Genomic DNA, 19,028 nt, shown 5'->3' on the forward strand with positions numbered 1-19,028 from the left:
CGACAAATACCATCACGAGCCCCGTCTCCAGACCTGGGCAGCGATATCGTCCTGCCGCTTCTGTTCCTTGCTGCGCGCGACTTTCGCGTGCATCTGGCGCTGACGGACCAGCACCTGGGTCAGCACTTCGCAGCGCCGCGATGCCTGGACCAGTTCCACCCTGGACGCGTCCATGTCGAGCTCATGCACCGCCAGTTCCTGCTTGTGCCGGTTGGCCATGTCGACCACGGCCTGCCGGTAAGCACTGGCATTGACGGCCGTTTCCGCGCAGACAACAGGCACCGGTGCCTGTGCCAGCGCATCCAGCCGTGAAATATTGCCGACGTAGCGCGCACGCAGCGCCGCCTTGTCCGCCATATCCGCCTTCTTGCGGTCTATCTCGCGTTCGCGAACGCCGACCAGCGTGGTCAGCGCAAGCAGGCTGCGGGCAGGTTTCATGCGGCAAGCTCCTCGATGCGGGCAACACAGTCATCCATGGGCGCGGGCTCGGATACGCCCTGCCGCAGATAGGCTTCGATGTCCGGAAAGAGCGACACCGCTTGATCCGTCTGAGGATCGGCACCGGGTACATACGCACCCAGCGGAATCAGGTCGCGCACCTGCGTATAGCGGGAGGCCATTTCCTTGACCGCACGCGCGGCATTCAGATGCGATTTGCTCACCACCAGTGCCATGCAGCGACTGATGGACTGCGAAATGTCGATCGCCGGGTAGTGCCCGCGCTCGGCCAGTTCGCGCGTGAGCACGATGTGTCCGTCCAGGATGGCGCGCGCGGTATCGACCACCGGATCCTGCTGGTCGTCGCCCTCGGCCAGCACGGTGTAGATGGCGCTCATGCTGCCTTCCGGGTTCTCGCCATTGCCGGCGCTTTCCACCAGTTGCGGCAGCAGAGAGAACACCGACGGCGGATAGCCGCGCGTGGCCGGCGGCTCGCCCAGCGCCAGCGCGACCTCGCGCCGCGCCATGGCATATCGTGTCAGCGAATCGACCAGCAGCAGGACGTCCTTGCCCTGATCGCGGAAATGCGCGGCGATGGAGTGGCACAGTTCGGTCGCCATCAGCCGCATCAACGGCGATTCGTCCGCCGGCGCGACGACGACGACGGCCTTTTTCAGCCCTTCTTCGCCGAGCGACAGTTCGACGAATTCGCGCACCTCGCGACCGCGCTCGCCGATCAGCCCGACCACCACCACATCCACCGCGGTCTGCCGCGTGATGGTGCCCAGCAGCACGCTCTTGCCGACGCCGCTGCCGGCCATGAGTCCGACGCGCTGCCCCTTGCCCAGCGTGAGCATGCCGTTGATGGCGCGCACGCCGACATCCAGCGGTTCGGACACGCGCTTCTTCTTCAGCGGATGCACCTTGGGCGGATGCGGATCGAGCGGGTGTTCACCGCTCAGGCGACCCAGTCCGTCTATCGGTTCGCCCAGGCCATTGACCATGCGCCCCAGCCAGGACGGACCTATCATCAGATCCAGCTTGTCCTGCACCGGCAGCACGCGTGCGCCGGTGGTCAGGCCGACCGGCTTCTTGAACGGCATCAGGAAGGACAGCTTGTCGCGGAAACCCACCACCTGGGCATCCATCCAGCCGCCATCCATGGTTTCGATCTGGCAACGCTGTCCGGTGTAGAGCGGACAGCCGGCACTTTCCAGCAGCAGGCCTGAAGCACCCACCAGGCGCCCGGTCGGCGTGGCCACCGGAACATCGGCGATTTCCAGACGGCGCAGCACGTCGGCAATCATGCGGCCTCCCGCGTGGCGTCGGCACCATCCGATGCGTCGCCGGCTTCGTCCGCAACACGCCGGGTGTCCGCGCCGGTCAATGCGTCCGCATCTGCGACCGCCGCCGCGTCCTGGCCTTCCGTGTTCGCCGGTTCCGGCAAGGCCGGCGCATCGGCCCCATCGAGGAGCTGGGCACGCACCTGGTCTATGCAGGCGGCGAGGCGCTGCGCGCAACCGGCGTCCGCTTCGTGATCGCCCGCCTTCACCAGGCATTCGCCCATGTCCAGCCGGGGATCGGCAATCAGCTTCCACTGCTTGCTGCGCGCGGCATCGATGTCCTCGATGCGCTTCATGTCCTCGGGATTCAGGAACACTTCGATGCTCTTGCGGGTCGGCGGCATGCCGGCCAGTGTTTCGTCCACAAGCGCGAGCAATTGCGCCGGCTGCAGCGCCAGTTCGCAGCGGATGACCTGGCGCGCGACACGCGCCACCAGTTCCACCACCTCCTTGCGCATGGCAGCCTGATAGTCGTTCTGCAGCGTCTGCAGCGACTCGAACAGCGTGTCCAGCGGCGCGGCGATGCGATCGAAGCGTTCGCGCACCTCGCCCAGTGCTTCCTCACGCCCGAGAGCCAGACCTTCTGCGCGTCCGGCTTCGCGGCCCAGAACCAGTCCTTCGGAGTGGCCCGATTGATGGCCAGCGCGATAGCCCTCATCCATGCCCTGGCGGAAACCCTCGGCGACGGACTGCTGGTAATCGGCCGCCGGCTGGCCCGGACGCACGTTGCCGGCCGTGAGCTGAGCCAGCGGCGGGAAGCGGTGAGGACGCACGGCACTCATTCGGCGGTGGCCTCGGCAAACAACTGCACTTCGATCTCGCCCTGGTCGACCAGCTCCTTGACGCGCGCCATGATGTCGCGCCGCGTCTGTTCGATGCGCGACAGCGGGACCGGCCCGGCGCGGCGCATCGTGTCCTCGAAGCTCTGCGCCTGGCGGCGCGGCATGGTCTGCATGATGGCGTCGCGCACTTCCGGTTCCGCGCCCTTGAGCGCGATCGCCCACTGTTCCAGCGCGATGTCCTCGAGCAGCCGCTGCAGCACGGTGTCCGGCTGGCGCGACAGGATGTAGAAGTCGTACATGCTCATTTCGATCTCGGACACCACCTCCGGATCGTGGGCACGCAGCAGTTCCACCATCTGCTGCTTGTTGCCGGACAGGCGGTTCAGGATTTCCGCCGCCTGACGCGTCCCTTCGACCGTGGCGCTCTGCGAGCCCAGGCTGGCGATGCAGCGGTTCACCAGTCCCTCGAGCTCGATCAGCAGTTCATGGTCGATCTCCTTGAGCCGCGCGATATTGATCAGCAGCAGATCCCGGCCCTCGGCGGGCAGCGCATCGATCACCTGTCCGGCCATGGCCGCGGGCAGAAAGGCGAGGAACACGGCCTGCATGCGCACATGCTCGTCGGCGATGAAGTCGGCCAGCCACTTGGGCGATGCCCATTCCAGCCGCGCCATCAGCGGACGGATGGCGTCGCCATAGATGCTGTTCAGCACGCTGGAAGCGATCTCGTTGCCGAGCGCCATGTCGAGCGAGCGCTTGAGGTAGGAACGCGAGGCACCGTGCACACCGCTCTGTTCGCGGTACTCGTCGAAGAAGCGCTGGATGGAGGTGCGCACACTTTCCACCTTGATGCCGCTCAGGCGCGACATGACGCCGGTCACTTCGAGCAGTTCCTCGCGCGACAGGCAGCGCAGCACGCCCGCCGCGGGTTCCTCACCCATGCTCAGCAGCACGATGGCGGCCTGTTCCAGCGGACTCAGATTGCTGCCCGAAGGGATGATGGGACTATTCAGCAGGCTGTTCGGTTCGGCCATTTTTTTGCACCCATTGCTTGACGACTTCGGCGACGCGCTCCGGCTCCTTGCCGGCCAGCACCTTCAGATGGTCGACCAGCACGTCGACCGGGGAACCCGGCGGCGGCAGGTCATAGTTCTCGAGCAGCGAAACCACCGGACTGCCGTGGGCCGGCGCGCCGCCTTCCAGGGCCAGCGCGGCCGGCGACATCTGGGCATCGCCCTCGATGCGCGGTGTGACCGCGTCCGGAACCGCGTCGCGCACCGGAATGTCGTCGTCGGTACCCGCCGCCGCCACCGGTGCCGGTGCGATGCGTTCGCGTGCCGCCTGGGTGAGCGGGCGCAGCACGAACAGGAAGGCAAGCAATCCGCCAACCGCATACAGCAGCCAGGATCCCGCATCGACGATGTTGTCGCGCTGCGCCCACCACGCCGCCTCCTGCGGACGCGGCGAGAAGTTCAGTGCCGACACCACGAGCTGGTCGCCGCGTTCGGCGTTGATGCCCAGACCGTTGGCGAGGACGCGCTCGATATTCTTGATCTCTGCCTCGCTCCAGCCCTTGGCGGGATCGGCCGCGGCGGCATTGTTGAGCACCACGGCGACATTCAGCTTCTGCAGACGGCCACGGCTGCGCTTGATCTGCGTGATGCTGCGGTCGTAGGCGTACTGCCGCGTCGACGCATTCTTGCGCGCGGAACTCGCATCGTTGTCACCGCCCTGCTGGGCATTGGCGGCCGCATTGCCGCCTTGCTGCGCGCCGGCGCCCTGCTCCGCATTCGGCAGTGCAATCGGACGATTGCTCAGCGAACCGGGCACGCCCAGTGCCATGCGACTGCGGTCCTGCTCCTCGCGCACCGCCTCGCTGGTGACGTGCGGTGCCTCGCCGAACTTCTCGTGGGTTTCTTCGACGCGGTCGTTGTCGACCTCGGCGGTAATGCTGACGCGGTAGTTGTTGTCGCCGAGCACCGGCGCCAGCAGATCGCGCACATTGCTGCGCGCCTCGTCCTGGTAGCGACGCGCGGAGTCGCTCAGGCCCTGCGGGTCAAAGCCGTCCTTCAGGTCGACGCGACCGGACAGGAAATTGCCGGCCTGGTCGACCAGGCTCACCCGCGCCGGCTCCAGCGTGGACACGCTGCCCGCGACCAGATTGATGATGGCGGCAATCTGTTCCGGACTGAGCGTACGCCCCGGCTTGAGGCCGAGCACGACGGACGCGGAGCTCTTTTCGCCATCGGTCGCGACGAAGGAGGTGGAACGGGCGATCGACAGATGCACGCGCACCGAATCGATGGCATCCAGCGTCAGGATGCTCTGCGCAAGTTCGCCTTCCAGACCGCGCCGGTAGCGCACGTCCTGCACGAACTGGCTCACGCCCAGCGGATCGTTGCGGTCCATCAGTTCGAGACCGGCGGGCAATTGCGCGGTCACACCCTTGGCCGCGAGCAGCATGCGCACGCGGCCGAGCTCGTTCTCGGCCACCAGCACCTGGCCGCTGTCCGGATGCAGCCGGTACTGGATGCCTTCAGCATCCAGTACCGCCATCATGTCGGCCGCGGGCACCTTCTGGCGCGCGCCGAACACCGGCTTGTAACTTGACTGGTCGTGCCACAGGACCATGAGCACCATGGCCGTCACGCCGACAGCGAGAAGCACCAGTGGTACCAGGCTTTTCAGGAAGGCCGGCGACAGCGAGGGCAGACCCCCGGTGCCGGCACGCAGACGTTGCAGTCCGCCGCGAACGGTTGCGATCACGTGAGCAGTCTCCGCGGGGCGTCAGATCGGCAGCTTGATGAGGTCCTCGACCGCCCCCACCACCTTGTTGCGCACCTGCATCAACATGGAGAAGGACAGGCTGGCTTCCTGGCTGGCGAGCATGGCACCGACCAGATCGTCGCTCTGTCCGGCGTCGACCGCCTCCATCTTGCGCGAGGCTTCGTGCTGCATGCCGTCGACGCGGTTGACCGCGTCCTTCATCGCCGATGCAAAACCCGACGGATTGCCCGTGGACGTGCCGGACGACGGCATCTGCAGCGCAGACGCGATGTTCATGGCGTCCGCTTCGATCAGTGCCTTGCTGGCGGCTATCTTCCCTGCGACTTCGTATCCCATATGGACATCACCTTTGTTCTCGGACTGCCCGCATGCGGGCAGCCTGGTTTTATGGGCGGTCAATCACGCTAACCGTACGTGTATCTATCGACGCCAGCCGGAGAAACTTTACAAGGAATCACAAACTTCATATTCAAGCCAAGCCACTGTTTCCATTCAATTAATTAAAAACAGGGTGGCAATCCTCCTTCGGGACTCCATCCCGAAACGATGAAAAAAGGGGCAAAGCGGATTTAAGGAGCACCGGCACCGCGTCGCCTGTAGCGGGAAAGCGCCGACGTTTCCGGCGCAGAGTCCGAACAGCGAAAGGAGTCCCACCATGCTGAGCCTGAACACCAATGCCGCCGCCCTGAACGCACAGAACTCGGTCGGCAGCACGCAGAAGGCGCTGTCCACCTCGATGACCCGCCTGGGTACCAGCTATCGCGTCAATTCCGCTATGGATGACGCCGCCGGTCTGCAGATCGCCACCCGCCTCAATGCGCAGACCCGCGGCATGGCGGTCGCACAGCGCAATTCACAGAACGGCATTTCGATGATGCAGACCGCCGAAGGCGCATTCACCGAAATCACCAACATCCTGCTGCGCATGAAAGACCTCGCCACCGAGGCGCGCAACGGTGCATCGAACGCCGATGACAAGACCGCCATGAATGCCGAGTACCAGCAACTGGGATCGGAAATCGGCAACATCCTGAACAACACCAAGTTCGGTGGTCAGGCTCTGCTCAATGGCGCCGGATCCCTGCAGGCCGGCGCCATCACCTATCAGATCGGCGCCGCCGCAGCGGAAACCATGTCGGTCGACGTATCCACCGATCTGGCCGCGCTGGTCACCGACCTCACCACTCCGGCAACGCTCGGCGATCTGACCACCGCCGCCAACGCCGGCACCGCCATCGGCGACATCGAAGGCTGGATCAACGACGTCGGCGGTGTGCGCGCCCAGCTCGGCGCCGCATCCAACCGCCTGGACCATGTCTATAACAACCTGGCCAACATGAAAACCAATACCGAACAGGCGCGCGGCCGCATCATGGATGTCGACTACGCCTCGGAAACCGCAAACATGACTTCCAAGCAGATGCTCATGCAGGCCTCCACCGCCATGCTCAAGCAAAGCTCCAGCATGTCCCAGCTCGTCATGTCGCTCATCCAGTAAGACGGCGAAACTGCCGGAAGGCCGGCGTCGCAGGACGCGGCTCAGGACTGACGCCCTGCTGAAAACCATCGCGCGGACAGGCTGCCATGAACGTAGACAAGGTTTCGTCGATCGCACTGACGCCCTACCGGCAGAACGCCCAGGACCGCCGGCCCGCGCCCGCAGGCGAGCGCGCGTCGGCGACGGACGCGACCGCATTCGCGCTGGACAGCGCAAACGATGCGCTGCCGTCCAGCCTGCTCGGGCTGACCACGCTCAGCCGGCCGTTGCGGCCGGGTGACCTCGTGGCCGTGCGCGTGCTGTCCACCCGGCCCGACCTGCAACTGGCCATCGAAGGCGAACCGGTCCCCCATGTGGCGGAACGGACACTGCCCGGCCGCGGCGGTCTGCCGGCGGCCATGCAGGCGGACCAGCTCACACTGCGGCAATTGCATCTGCACGAGCCGAATGCCGGCGATCTGGCGGTGTCGTTGCGCGCCCGTGTATTCGAGCGGGTTACAGCCGAAGTGGCCCTGCGTGAATCGATTCCGCCTTCGGCATGGCCGGTCCAGGCTTCGCAGAAGGGCCGGGTGTATGACATGCCGTCGCCCTATCTGGGCACGGAACACTGGGTGTTTCCGCTTCTGCTGACCGGTGGACAACGTGCGCTGATGCGCGTGGCGGGCGACGAAGAGCCGCACAGGCATGCAGTGGCCGAAGACCTTGCCTCGGCCATCCTGTTGCTCGAACTGGACATTCCCGGCATCGGCCGCGTCGCGGTGCGTCTGCAACTGGCGGGCGGTGCCCATCTCGTCTTCATGGTGGAACGCGAGGAGGGCGCGGCCCATGTACGCGAACGCCTGCCGTCCCTGTCTGCGGTACTCGCGCTGGCCGGCCTGCGCATCGCCAGTTGCCGCTTCCTTCAACTGGCTTCGTCCAGGGTGCGCCAGGCGCCGCTGCAGGCGACCAGCGCCCACACCTTGCACCACCAGCTTTCGCTACCGCTGTTCCGCGTCGCCGCAGAACTGCTGTTTGCATTGAACCCGCCTTCATGACCCGTCATGGATGGTCTGGTAAGCCCCGAGCGGTCCTGTCCGGTCGCTCACTTCCGGCGCGGACTTGAGAAAGCCCCCCGCATTCCCCCCACAGGAGATAGAGCATGCTGAGTCTGAACACCAACGCAGCGTCGCTGATCGCGCAGAATTCGGTCGGCAGTACGCAGAAGGCGTTATCCACCTCGATGACCCGCCTGGGCACCAGCTATCGCGTCAATTCCGCGATGGATGACGCCGCCGGTCTGCAGATCGCCACCCGCCTGAATGCGCAGACGCGCGGCATGGGCGTCGCCCAGCGCAACACGCAGAACGGCATTTCCATGATGCAGACCGCCGAAGGCGCGTTCACCGAAATCACCAACATCATCCTGCGCATGAAGGATCTGGCCACCGAAGCGGCCAACGGCGCGTCGAATGCCGACGACAAGACCGCCATGGATTCGGAATACGACCAGCTCGGCCTGGAACTGACCAACATCCTCACCAATACCAAGTTCGGCGGTCAGGCTCTGCTGACGGGCGGCACGCTGGCAGCAGCAGCCGGCATCACCTTCCAGATCGGTTCGTCCGCTGCGGAAACCATGACGGTGAACACTTCGGCCAACTTCACCACCATGGCGACCGCCATCACCGCACTCAACGGCGGCGATGTCACCACGGCCGCCAATACGGCGATCGGTCTGGCGGAAACCGCGCTCACCGCGGTCGGCACGCTGCGTTCGCAACTGGGCGCCGCCTCGAACCGCCTGGACCATGTGTATAACAACCTGGCCAACATGAAAACCAATACCGAACAGGCGCGCGGCCGCATCATGGATGTCGACTACGCCTCGGAAACCGCAAACATGACTTCCAAGCAGATGCTCATGCAGGCCTCCACCGCCATGCTCAAGCAAAGCTCCAGCATGTCCCAGCTCGTCATGTCGCTCATCCAGTAAGACCGCCTGCGGCCCGACGCCCCGCCGCTCCATTCTGCCCGCCCCGGCCTCGCCGCGGCGGGCATTGTCATGCCGTCGATCCGGCGCATGCCCGTTCCGCCGTCGATCCCCGGCCGGGGGGCACGCGCCGGACGTCTGTCAACAGGAGGAAGTCAGCCCCATGAGCAACCGATGTGAAGCCGCCATCTGCGACACCCACGTCGATACCGCCATCGGATCGATCTGGAATACGCTGGGAGATGGGCGCCCCTTCCCGACGGTGGAAGCGGATTCGTCGCTGTTTACGGTCCGCCATGAATACGATCGTCCTTCATTCAGGGTAAGCCCGGGCGATCTGCGGATCGAGCGCGCGGCGCTCGCTGCGGCGCTGCAGTGCCTGATCGAAGGTGGGCATGACGAGGACAGGCCGTATGCCCTTCTTGATCGCGGCCGGGACAGTGGCATGCTGGGACAGGCGGTACGCGATCACAACGGCGGAACCGAATGTCTGAATCACGTTCTGGGAATACTGTTCGCATGCCATTTCATAGGCATGAACAGCACCGGTCACGGCACCCAGGTGTGGCTTACCCACGCCTTCCTGCACGGAGCGGCGGGCTGAGCGCGGCGGTTCAGCCCAGCGTACCGATCACGCTCACATCGCGCTGCTCAGGGATTTCGTTGTAGGACAGCACATTCAGCCCGGGCGCGAACAGGCGGGCGTAGCGTGCCAGCAGAGGCCGGATCTGCGGCATCACCAGCAGCAGCGGCGCACTGCCCTGCTGCTTCATCTGGTCGCGCGCGATCGGCATGTGCGACTGCAGTTGCGACAGCAGATGAGGATCGATCGGGTAATTGTCCAGCGCAGCCTTGCCCGACTGGCGTGCCTGGTTCAGCGAACCGAGCAGCATGTTCTCGAGTTCGTTGCCGAGATTGAACACCTTCAGCTCGCTGGTCTGGCCGACCAGGCCACCCACGATCTGCCGGCGCAGCGCGCAGCGCACTTCGGCGGCGAGCAGTATCGGATCCTTGGTGACCTCGGCGTTCTCGAGCAGCGTGGTCGCGATCGGCACGACGTCCTTCAACGACACGTTCTCGTTGAGCAGCACGCGGAACACCTTCATGAGCTGGGTATGGGTCATCGCCTTGTCCAGCGCGGACGACAGCTTGGGCGCCAGCGCGGACAGCCGCTCCAGCAGTGCCGGTACGTCCTCGTGCGTGAACAGTTCGGCCAGATGGTCACGCGCCAGCTTGGACAGATGGGTCGTGATGACGCTGGCCGGCTCCACCACCTGGTAGCCCAGCCCCAGCGCATGCGCCTTGTCCTCCGGCGCGATCCAGGTGACCGGCATGCCATAGGCCGGCTCGATGCCGGGAATGCCGTCCAGCGTGCCATAGGTCTTCGGCGACGGGATCGCCATCAGCCGGTCGCCGAACACCTCGGCCTGCGCGATCACGGCGCCGGACAGTTGCACCGAATACTGCGAAGGCTTGAGCCCGAGGTCGTCGCGCACCGCGATGGGCGGCAGCAGGAAGCCCATGGTTTCGCTGAGGCTCTGGCGCACGCCCTTGATGCGACGGTTCAATGCGCCGCCCTGCGCCGGATCGATCAGGCCGACCAGCTTGTAGCCCAGCAGCACCGTCATGGGCTCGACCGCGGGCAGGTCGCTCCACGCCAGATCGGGCACCCTGGCCTGCACCAGCGCCGCTTCCACTTCGGCCAGATCGCCCTTCTCCTGGCGCACTTCCATCTTCGACAGTCGCCAGCCCACGTAGGCCAGCACGCTGGCGAACAGCGAGAACATGAGCCAGGGCATGCCCGGAATGACGGCCAGCACCGCCATCATGGCCGCAGCGCTGTACATGACCGTGGGCGAGGTGAGCAACTGGCTGCTCACCTGCGTTTCGAAATCGCCGGAATCGCTGACCCGGGTGACGATGATGGCAGCCGCCGCCGACAGCAGCAGCGCCGGAATCTGCGCGACCAGACCGTCGCCTATGGTGAGCAGCGCATACTGGCGGAAGGCGTCGCCGAAGCCCAGGTCGTACATCAGGGCGCCGACCAGCACGCCACCCACCATATTGATCAGCAACACCAGAATGCTGGCGATGGCGTCGCCGCGCACGAACTTGGACGCACCGTCCATGGCGCCGTAGAAGTCGGCTTCCATCGCCACCTCGCGCCGGCGCGCCTGGGCCTTGTCCTGATTGATCAGGCCGGCGTTCAGATCGGCATCGATCGCCATCTGCTTGCCCGGCAGAGCGTCCAGCGTGAAGCGGGCCGACACTTCGGATATGCGCTCCGCGCCCTTGGTCACCACGACGAAGTTGATGATCATCAGGATGATGAACACCACCAGGCCGACCACGAAGTTGCCGCCGATCACCACATTGCCGAAGGACTCGATCACCTGGCCGGCGGCATGCGTGCCCTCGTGACCGTGCAGCAGCACCACCCGTGTCGAGGCGACGTTGAGCGACAGGCGCATCAGGGTGGTGGCGAGGATGATGGTCGGGAAGACCGAAAAATCCAGCGGCCGCTTGGCCGACACGCTCACCAGGATGACGATGAGCGCCAGCACGATGTTGAAGGTGAACAGGACATCGAGCAGCACCGGCGGCAAGGGCAGGATGACCATTGCCAGAATGAGCAGCAGGAAGATGGGCGTGGCCACGCGATGGCGGCGCAGCGTTTCGCCAAGGCTGTTCAGGAAGTTCATGAGGGCGTCACCTCGCTCAGATGTTGCGGTATGGCCAGATCGTCCGGCAGCGCCGGCTCGGCGCGGCGCTGTCCGCGCCGGAAGGCCTTGAGCTGCAGCACATAGGTCAGCACCTGCGCGACCGCGCGATACAGCGGCATCGGTATCTGCTGATTGACCTGGCTCGTGTTGTAGATGGCGCGCGCGAGCGGCGGCAGTTCAAGCGTCTCGACTGCGTGCTCGGTCGCGATGGTACGGATGTATAGCGCCATTTCGTCCACGCCCTTCGCGACGACAAAGGGCGCTTCCGCGCGCTTTTCGTCGTACTTGAGCGCGACTGCGTAATGCGTCGGGTTGACGATGACCACGTCGGCCCCCGGCACCGCCTTGCGCACGCCGCGCTGGGCGAGCTGACGCTGCAACTGCCGGATGCGCTGCTTCACTTCGGGGCGGCCTTCATTGGTCTTGTGCTCTTCCTTCACTTCCTGCTTGGTCATGCGCAGATTGCGCAGGAAGAAGAACACCTGGGCGGGCACGTCGATCAGCGCGAACAGCACGAACACCGCGCACAGGGCCATGACGCCATCGAGCACCAGGCCGGACCCGACCAGGATGGCGCGATCCAGCGAAAGCGACTGCAGGTGCAGAAAGGCGTCGACGCCCTCGCGGCATACGATCCACAGCACCGCGCACAGGGCGGCCGCCTTCAGCATGGAATTGCCCAGTTCGAAGTAATGCTTGCCCGATACCAGGCGCCCCAGATTGGTCACCGGATTGAGACGTTCGAACTTGGGCAGCCAGTGCTCGAAACTGAGCACCCAGCCGCCAGGCAGCAGCGATGCGCACAGGATGGCGAACGGAATGACCGCGAGCGGCAGCAGCATCTTCGCGAACAGCAGCATGGTGGTGGTGAAGCCCGTGGACCACAGGTTGTCCAGCGTGCCCTCGCCTTCCAGAGAGGCGAAACCGAGCGCGAACAGGCTGCGGAACTCGTCCAGCCAGGCGGGCATCGCCAGCACGATGAGCTTGAGGCTCACCAGGATGCCGACCGCAGTGGCGAGATCGCGGGAACGGGCCACCTGGCCCTTGTCGCGCGTCTTGCGCAGCTTCTGCTGCGACGCTTTTTCCGACTTGTCGCCGCTGCCCGACTGATCAGCCATGCGACACCACCTTCATCTGGCGCCCCAGCATGTCCAGCACCTGGGTGCACATGCGGATGTAGTGCTGCGGCACGAAGCGCACGATGTGACCCAGCATGAACAGGCCGAATACGGTCACCAGCGCGAAGCCGAGCGAAAAAAGATTCAGCGAGGGCGCCACGCGATTCAGGAAACCGAAGCCGATCTGTACCACGAAGGTCGCGAACACCATGGGAATGGCCAGCAGCAAGGCGGCCGAAAACACCCAGGCGACGTTGAGCGACACGGCCTGAAGCGTGCCCAGACTCACGCCGCTGCCGACCGGCCATGCGGAAAAGCTGGCGCCGACCACGGTCACCAGCAGCAGGTGGCCGTCCATCGCGAAGAACACCAGGGCGCACAGCGTCGCGAGCAGGCCGGACACGACGTCGGACGAGGCGCCGTTGAGCGGATCGTTCATCAGCGCCATGGACAGGCCGATCTGCGACGACACCAGGAAGCCGAGCACCATGATGACCGCCATCGCCAGATGGAAGGACAGCCCCATCACCAGCCCGGTCAGCGCCTGTTCGATGGTGGCGGCAACGCCCGACAGCGACAGCGGATCGATGTGCGCGCCATTCTGGGTGAAGGGCAGCATGATCATCGCGAGCACCAGCGACAGCAGCACGCGCACCGGCATCGGCAAGGTCGCCTCGCCGATCAGCGGCGCTGCGCTGAACATGGCGAGTATCCGGCAGAACGGCCACCACAGCGCGGTGAGTTGGGGCAGGAGCTGGTTGAACAGCGGCTCCATCGTGCCTCCGGGTCAACCTACCAGCGCGGCGGCGCGCTGGAACACCGACACGCAGAAATCCATCAGGTAGCCGGTCATCCACCGGCCGGCCAGGATGATGGCAAGCAGCGTCACCAGCAGCCTGGGCAGAAAGCTCAGCGTCTGTTCGTTGATCTGCGTGGCGGCCTGGAACAAGGCAACGATGAGGCCCATGATCAGTCCGGGTCCGACCAGGATGAGCACCAGCATCATGGTGATGTGCAGGCTTTCGCTGACCAGGTCTACGGCGGCATCCGGTGTCAGCATGGCCTAGCCCTGGATGCTGGTGACCAGCGTGTTGACGGTGAGCGTCCAGCCATCCACCAGCACGAACAGCAGCAGCTTGAGCGGCAGCGAAATGACCAGCGGCGACAGCATCATCATGCCCATGGCCATCAGTACCGAGGACACCACGAGGTCGATCACCAGGAAGGGAATGAACAGCATGCAGCCGATCTGGAAGGCGGTCTTCAGTTCGCTCAGCACGAAGGCGGCCAGGCGGACCAGAAAGGGCTGTTCCAGCGGCACGGCCACCGGACCGGTGCCGGCCAGATGGGCAATCTGTTCCAGCGCCGCCTTGCTGGTCTGCGCCATCATGAAGCGCGACACCGGCACTTCGGCGATCTTGAGCGCCTGTTCCAGGCCGATGCGATCCTGGTCGTAGGGCAGGAAAGCCTCGCTCCATATCTGTTCGCCGATCGGCCGCATCACCAGCAGCGTCAGGATGAGCGCGATGCCGGTCACGATGCGGTTGGGCAGTCCCTGCTGCAGACCGAGCGCCTGGCGCAGCAGTGACAGTACGATGATGAAGCGGGTAAAGCTGGTCATCATCATCACCATGACGGGCAAGAGCCCGAGCAGGGTCATGATGATGAGGATCTGCGTCTTCACCGAAAACTCGGTGGTGGCCCCCTGCGTGGTCGATTCGAACAGCGGCAGATCGGCCGCCGACGCGAGCGGGCATGCGAGCATCAGCGCGACCGGCGCCAGACGCAGCACCGCCCCCCCCGGCCGCGACAGGCGCGCCAGGGTACGCAACGAAGCGTGTTTCATTGCGTGAAGCTGTCCAGATCCAGTCCGTCGAGATCGATCACGCGCAGGCCATGGTTCTCACCCACGAGTACCACTTCGGCGTGACCGATGGCGGTGCCGTTGACCTTGATCACCAGCGGCTCGCCGGCGAGCGAATCGAGTTCGACCACGCTGGAGGGCTGGATGTCTATCAGGTCCTGCAGCGAAACCTTGGCGGAGCCGACCTCCAGCGTGAGCGTGACCGGTATGCGGCGCATCATCTGCGGAATGTTGCGGCGGGGTGCGGCCGGCATCGCGCCGGCCTCCTCGCCGGGCAGCGCATCGTCACCTGCCTCCAGTCCGTCCAGCAGCGTATCGATTTCCGCGGTCGTGGTGTCCATTCGTCAGTCCCTTTCTTGGAATGAGGTGAGGCAGAGCTTGCCCTTGGTTTCGGCCACGGCGGCGCTGAACAGCGCCGACTCGTCGATCAGCACGTCGGCGGCACCGATGAATACCGGAATCACGTCGCCGACCTTCATGTCGAGCAGGTCGCCGAGCGGCATGTCCTTGCTGAGCAGGCGCGCGGTCAGCGTCATCTGCAGACGGGACGGGAAAGGCGTCGGATCGGGTGCGGCATCCTTCGTGTCGCGCACCGGGGCAAGCACCTGCAGGATGTGCTCCAGCCATCCCTGATCGAACACGAACCACAGCCGGGCCGGCTCCGGCATGGCCGGATCGCGCAAGGTGCAGCACAGGGTCCACGCCTGGACCGGCGGCACCTGCACCTGGGCGATGGCGAATTCGGTCTGCGCCACGTCCTCCAGTGCCCGGCCCAGATCGCCGGACGCAACGCGGGCGGCGATCAGGCTGCACATGTCCTCGCCGAGCGAAAGCGCGACGCGTTCCTCGGTCGCGGTTTCGCGGCCGGCCGATATGCTCTTGGCAGCCGGGTCGGTTGTCTTGATCAGTCCGTAGCGATAGCCGAGCACCGTCAGTACCAGGGGCCTTTCGGCAGCGAAGGAAATGCGGCCAACAGCCGACGTGAAGCCGCTCCAGCGCACCCCTTCCGGCCGTTCGCAGGATGCGGTCAAGGTGGCCGACTCGACTTCGAATGCCGCCCGGTAGCGCTTGTTAAGGCCGCGCCTGAGCAGTTCGGCCATGTCCTTCCTGAGCAACTGGGCAAACGCCCCCAGCTTGTGCACCGGACGGCCGAGCGCACTGACTTCCAGCTTGTCACCCGCGACAGGAGGGCCTGTTCTGCCTGAAGAGTTCATGACATTCACGTTCTGTTTGTATGACACAGTCCCGTGCAGGTCGGGGTCGACCCGGCCTGCGCTATGCAGGATTACGGCCCCTGCGCGCGTAACTTTAGGCGTACGGATAGAAAGAAATGCCGGAAGGGCAAAAGGCTCCCCGATTGGGGAAGAGCCGCTTCGCGGCAGGCGGAAACGCCGGCCGCGAAGGGTTGGAACGGGCAATCAGTGGTGAGGGTGTTCGTGCTTTTCCGGGCCACCTGCAGTCAGACCGCGCACTGGAGCCCTCAGGTCCACCGTTTCGCGGCTGCGATCCGCGTTCTCGATCACCAGCGTGAGCGGTACCTGGCTGCCCTCGATGACCGGCGATTTCAGATCCATCAACATGATGTGGTAGCCGCCCGGCTTCAGATCCACCTGCTTGCCGGCCGGCAATTCGAGCGCCTTGACCGCACGCATGCGCATCACATTGTCCTGCATGGTCATTTCGTGGATCTCGGTCACGCCGGCCAGCGGCGAACGCGCCTCGACCAGCCGCGCCCCTCTGGGTGCGGTGATCTGCATGAAGGCACCGGTCGCCTTCTGTTCAGCCACGGTGGCGCGTACCCAGGGGTCCTTCACATGGATGTCGGCGGCCTGCGCGCTCAGCGCCAGGCCGCTCAGGGCTGCTGCGAGAAACAGTTTCATTTCGGAACTCCGGGAAGACAGTGCGATGACGGATCGCCGCGCGACGGGAAAAAGCCGCACCGGACGATGACGCGAATTCAGGCGGGAACCGGCGGCGGTGCCCGCGCCTCGGCCAGACCCTGCACCATTCCTCCGGCCGCCGCATGGTGCTCGCGCCCGCCTGCCATCTCTTCGGCGGCCAGCGAACAGGCGACGGCAAGCCCGCAAGCCAGCGGTCCGGGCGAGGCCAGGGCACAGCAGGCATGAGGACAGCCATGGGTGCCGTTGCGGCCGGCATCCTGACCAGACGCGCCGTCGTCGCCGCGACACAGCTCGGACAGCAGCACGGCTCCGGACAGTCCGGCCGCCCAGCGCGCCAGCGCCGGCGTCAGCGGCACGACCAGCATCAGAGCGATGAGCCATGATGCGAGCCTGCGCTTCGGCAGCGATGCGGTCATTCGTAGAGGATTCCGGTCACTTCGATCTCGCGCAACCCGGCCGGGCTCTGGAAGCGCACCAGATCGCCCTCACGCGCCTTCAGCAGTGCGCGAGCGAGCGGCGAAATCCAGGAAATCCGTCCTTCGGACGCATTCGCTTCATCGACACCGACGATCTGGACCCGATGTGCTCCGTCCTCGTCCTCGTACTCCACGGTGGCGCCGAAGAACACCTGCTCGGGATTCTGCTGCTCCTTCGGATCGACCACGGTGGCCGACTCGAGCCGCTTGATCAGGAAACGGATGCGACGATCGATCTCGCGCAGCCGCTTCTTGCCATAGATGTAGTCCCCGTTTTCCGACCGGTCGCCGTTGGACGCCGCCCAGGCGACGGTTTCCACGATGCGCGGCCGCTCGGTGCGGACCAGTTCGTCCAGTTCGGCGCGCAATCGCCCGTAGCCGGACAGGGTCATGTAATTCTTGCTGCCTGGCGGCAGCGCGCTGCCGACTTCGGGATCGTCGTCCTCGCTGTCTGTTTCCTTCGTGAATGCCTTGCTCATGCCTGGGGAATCGGATGCACACCTCGGTGACAGGTCTGCAATCTTACAGAAGAGGTGGCGCAGGCGGGACCGGAGAAATAGGGCTGGCGGCTGATGCCGCCGCGAAGGCCGGCGCCCTGGCGCCGGCCGGCGGGGTCAGTGGTAGATGGCGGGCTGGGTCAGCAGCGCTTCCCACGGGCCCATGAAGGCATCGAATTCCTCGGGGCCGACCTCTTCCTCGTGGTCAACCAGCGCTTGCAGCTCTTCACGGAAGCGACGCGCCGCATCGTCGCGTATCAGCACTCCGCGACCTATCCTCTTGTCGATCACTTCCACGGCTTCAAGACCTGCGTACTCGACCACATACACCAGCGGATTGTTGAACATGATATGCATGATGACTCTCCATGGTTGGGTCCGCCGACATTGCTTCCTGCGCGCTCTCCTCCTGTTGCCGGCGTGCGCCAAGCCACCGGTTCTGCATGTCCCGGACGGCCGGCGGGCCGCCCATTGCATCTTGTCGTGTCCAGGTTGAAATGGGGTGGGTTCGAGCGCCTTTCAAGTCTGTCTACGGCCTTGCTCGCAGCACCTGAACCCGTGATCACGCATTACACAACGCATCCGGATGACTGCCGGATGACGAGCGAAGTTCATCCGGCCTGCCGGGCGCGTGGATCGCCCCCCGCCGCCGTCCCTCGTCGGGCTCGACCCCGCCGCGCTGCGGGCGTCCGGCCTGGCACCGCCTGCAAGGCCCGCAACCATACCCGGCGCCGGCGGCCGACCGGCGGAGTGCAAACAATGGTGACGGACGGCCGGATTCAGCCGACCAGCGTCACCCACAGCGGCTGATGGTCGGATGCGTCGGTCTGCATGTCGACCTCGACGGCCCGGATACGCGGGAGCAGCGCCGGCGTGGCAAGCGCGAAATCGCAGCAGTAGGGATGATCGGGCCAGTCGGCACCATGCAGGCCGACCGTGTGCGGATGAGGCGTTCCCGGGTACAGATGCGACCACAGATCCACCCAGTTCGCGTCCGCGTCCCCTGCCGCCGCAAGCAGCCGCCGGAACTCCGGACTGTCCGCCGTACAGTTGAAATCGCCGCACAGAAGGGCTGCTCCCGGCCGCAATGGAGGCTGGAACGCCGGATTGCTGTCCTTGACCGGAGCGGGATGGCGCCGATGATCCGACACCTCGGCCGATAGCGCACGCAGGGCCTCGATCTGCGCCTGCCGCTGTCGCCGCGAGTAATACTCGAGGTGGGTGCACAGCACCCGCAGCGGCCCTCCCGGAGAATCGACCGACACTTCGGCCAGCGAGCGCTGCATGCTGGGCACGCTGTCGTCCGCCGGCCAGGGCAGCAGTCGCCGCCACGCCGCGCGTACCGGCAGCCTCGACAACAGCAGATTGCCGAAACAGCTTCGCCGTCCCTGGCGATCCCATTGTTCGCTGGCGGGCGCAAAGACAGGAAGGTGGGACGGAAACAGCGCTGCGAACTGCGCGACCTGATCCTCGCCGTACATGCCGGGCAGATCCCTGTAACCGATGGCCACTTCCTGCAGGCAGATGAGGTCTGGATCGCCGCGCGCGCGTATTGTGTCGGCAATGCGCTGCGTGCTCACCCGGCCATCGCAGCCGCGCGCCCACTGAATGTTCCAGCTCACCAGCTTCATG

The 19,028-nt window shown here is 65.2% G+C and carries 22 protein-coding genes; 4 read left to right on the plus strand and 18 right to left on the minus strand.

All coding sequences use genetic code 11. The annotated features are described in order from the left end of the window. Positions 1-12: 12 nt before the first annotated feature. From A3Q7_RS0107135 to A3Q7_RS0107160, 6 genes are read right to left on the minus strand one after another with little or no spacing between them, the layout of a single operon-like run. Positions 13-438 (minus strand): flagellar export protein FliJ, encoded by a 426-nt coding sequence (locus A3Q7_RS0107135; RefSeq protein WP_018411169.1) that lies wholly within the window; start codon positions 436-438, stop codon positions 13-15. Then, complete coding sequence (gene fliI / locus A3Q7_RS0107140; RefSeq protein ID WP_018411170.1) at positions 435-1,745, minus strand: flagellar protein export ATPase FliI; 1,311 nt, start codon at positions 1,743-1,745, stop codon at positions 435-437. The genes A3Q7_RS0107135 and fliI overlap by 4 nt, the downstream gene beginning before the upstream one ends. Further along, entirely contained in the window at positions 1,742-2,563 is an 822-nt protein-coding gene (gene fliH, locus A3Q7_RS0107145; RefSeq protein ID WP_018411171.1) for a flagellar assembly protein FliH, read from the minus strand. Before fliH ends, fliI begins: the two co-directional genes overlap by 4 nt. Beyond that, positions 2,560-3,597 (minus strand): flagellar motor switch protein FliG, encoded by a 1,038-nt coding sequence (locus tag A3Q7_RS0107150; protein WP_018411172.1) that lies wholly within the window; start codon positions 3,595-3,597, stop codon positions 2,560-2,562. The genes fliH and A3Q7_RS0107150 overlap by 4 nt, the downstream gene beginning before the upstream one ends. Continuing rightward, positions 3,569-5,329 (minus strand): flagellar basal-body MS-ring/collar protein FliF, encoded by a 1,761-nt coding sequence (fliF, locus tag A3Q7_RS0107155; protein WP_018411173.1) that lies wholly within the window; start codon positions 5,327-5,329, stop codon positions 3,569-3,571. Before fliF ends, A3Q7_RS0107150 begins: the two co-directional genes overlap by 29 nt. Positions 5,330-5,350: 21 nt before the next feature. Further along, positions 5,351-5,686 carry a flagellar hook-basal body complex protein FliE gene (locus tag A3Q7_RS0107160; RefSeq protein WP_018411174.1) on the minus strand — a complete coding sequence of 112 codons (336 nt, stop codon included), beginning with the start codon at positions 5,684-5,686 and terminating at the stop codon, positions 5,351-5,353. Between the two features lie 319 nt (positions 5,687-6,005). Between A3Q7_RS0107160 and A3Q7_RS0107165 the strand changes: the two genes are divergently transcribed. The 4 genes from A3Q7_RS0107165 to A3Q7_RS0107180 all read left to right on the plus strand — a co-directional run bounded on the left by A3Q7_RS0107165 (position 6,006) and on the right by A3Q7_RS0107180 (position 9,421). Further along, on the plus strand, positions 6,006-6,848 hold the full coding sequence (locus tag A3Q7_RS0107165; RefSeq protein WP_018411175.1) for a flagellin N-terminal helical domain-containing protein: 843 nt from the start codon (positions 6,006-6,008) through the stop codon (positions 6,846-6,848). Positions 6,849-6,934: 86 nt separating this feature from the next. Next, positions 6,935-7,882, plus strand: coding sequence for a hypothetical protein (locus A3Q7_RS19585; protein ID WP_018411176.1), 948 nt, complete (start codon positions 6,935-6,937; stop codon positions 7,880-7,882). Between the two features lie 104 nt (positions 7,883-7,986). Next, positions 7,987-8,820, plus strand: coding sequence for a flagellin N-terminal helical domain-containing protein (locus tag A3Q7_RS0107175; RefSeq protein ID WP_018411177.1), 834 nt, complete (start codon positions 7,987-7,989; stop codon positions 8,818-8,820). A 160-nt stretch (positions 8,821-8,980) separates the two neighbouring features. Beyond that, entirely contained in the window at positions 8,981-9,421 is a 441-nt protein-coding gene (locus tag A3Q7_RS0107180) for a hypothetical protein (RefSeq protein WP_018411178.1), read from the plus strand. A gap of 10 nt (positions 9,422-9,431) precedes the next feature. On the opposite strand, the gene flhA is transcribed toward A3Q7_RS0107180, so the two are convergent. From flhA to A3Q7_RS0107240, 12 genes are all read right to left on the minus strand, one after another. Next, entirely contained in the window at positions 9,432-11,519 is a 2,088-nt protein-coding gene (gene flhA / locus A3Q7_RS0107185) for a flagellar biosynthesis protein FlhA (RefSeq protein WP_018411179.1), read from the minus strand. Further along, positions 11,516-12,658 carry a flagellar type III secretion system protein FlhB gene (gene flhB, locus A3Q7_RS0107190; RefSeq protein ID WP_018411180.1) on the minus strand — a complete coding sequence of 381 codons (1,143 nt, stop codon included), beginning with the start codon at positions 12,656-12,658 and terminating at the stop codon, positions 11,516-11,518. Before flhB ends, flhA begins: the two co-directional genes overlap by 4 nt. Beyond that, positions 12,651-13,433 carry a flagellar biosynthetic protein FliR gene (locus tag A3Q7_RS0107195; protein WP_018411181.1) on the minus strand — a complete coding sequence of 261 codons (783 nt, stop codon included), beginning with the start codon at positions 13,431-13,433 and terminating at the stop codon, positions 12,651-12,653. Before A3Q7_RS0107195 ends, flhB begins: the two co-directional genes overlap by 8 nt. A gap of 12 nt (positions 13,434-13,445) precedes the next feature. Further along, on the minus strand, positions 13,446-13,718 hold the full coding sequence (fliQ, locus tag A3Q7_RS0107200) for a flagellar biosynthesis protein FliQ (protein WP_018411182.1): 273 nt from the start codon (positions 13,716-13,718) through the stop codon (positions 13,446-13,448). Between the two features lie 3 nt (positions 13,719-13,721). After that, positions 13,722-14,504: a flagellar type III secretion system pore protein FliP gene (fliP, locus tag A3Q7_RS0107205; RefSeq protein WP_018411183.1), complete on the minus strand. Its 783-nt coding sequence runs from the start codon at positions 14,502-14,504 to the stop codon at positions 13,722-13,724. Then, a complete protein-coding gene (locus A3Q7_RS0107210) occupies positions 14,501-14,863 on the minus strand; it encodes a FliM/FliN family flagellar motor switch protein (protein WP_018411184.1) in 363 nt (120 codons plus the stop codon). Before A3Q7_RS0107210 ends, fliP begins: the two co-directional genes overlap by 4 nt. Positions 14,864-14,866: 3 nt before the next feature. Beyond that, on the minus strand, positions 14,867-15,736 hold the full coding sequence (locus A3Q7_RS0107215; RefSeq protein WP_051079115.1) for a FliM/FliN family flagellar motor switch protein: 870 nt from the start codon (positions 15,734-15,736) through the stop codon (positions 14,867-14,869). 204 nt (positions 15,737-15,940) lie between these two features. Beyond that, entirely contained in the window at positions 15,941-16,402 is a 462-nt protein-coding gene (locus A3Q7_RS0107220) for a copper chaperone PCu(A)C (RefSeq protein WP_018411186.1), read from the minus strand. Positions 16,403-16,479: 77 nt separating this feature from the next. Beyond that, positions 16,480-16,839, minus strand: a complete 360-nt coding sequence (locus A3Q7_RS0107225) for a hypothetical protein (RefSeq protein WP_018411187.1) — start codon at positions 16,837-16,839, stop codon at positions 16,480-16,482. Continuing rightward, the gene (greB, locus tag A3Q7_RS0107230; RefSeq protein WP_018411188.1) at positions 16,836-17,378 is read right to left on the minus strand and encodes a transcription elongation factor GreB; all 543 of its coding nucleotides are present in this window, start codon (positions 17,376-17,378) and stop codon (positions 16,836-16,838) included. The genes A3Q7_RS0107225 and greB overlap by 4 nt, the downstream gene beginning before the upstream one ends. Before the next feature lie 135 nt (positions 17,379-17,513). Next, on the minus strand, positions 17,514-17,753 hold the full coding sequence (locus A3Q7_RS0107235; protein ID WP_026224585.1) for a DUF3567 family protein: 240 nt from the start codon (positions 17,751-17,753) through the stop codon (positions 17,514-17,516). Positions 17,754-18,175: 422 nt separating this feature from the next. Then, a complete protein-coding gene (locus tag A3Q7_RS0107240; protein ID WP_018411190.1) occupies positions 18,176-19,027 on the minus strand; it encodes an endonuclease/exonuclease/phosphatase family protein in 852 nt (283 codons plus the stop codon). Position 19,028 lies beyond the last annotated feature (1 nt).

Source organism: Methyloversatilis thermotolerans (assembly GCF_000372885.1).
Taxonomy (GTDB): Bacteria; Pseudomonadota; Gammaproteobacteria; order Burkholderiales; family Rhodocyclaceae; genus Methyloversatilis; species Methyloversatilis thermotolerans.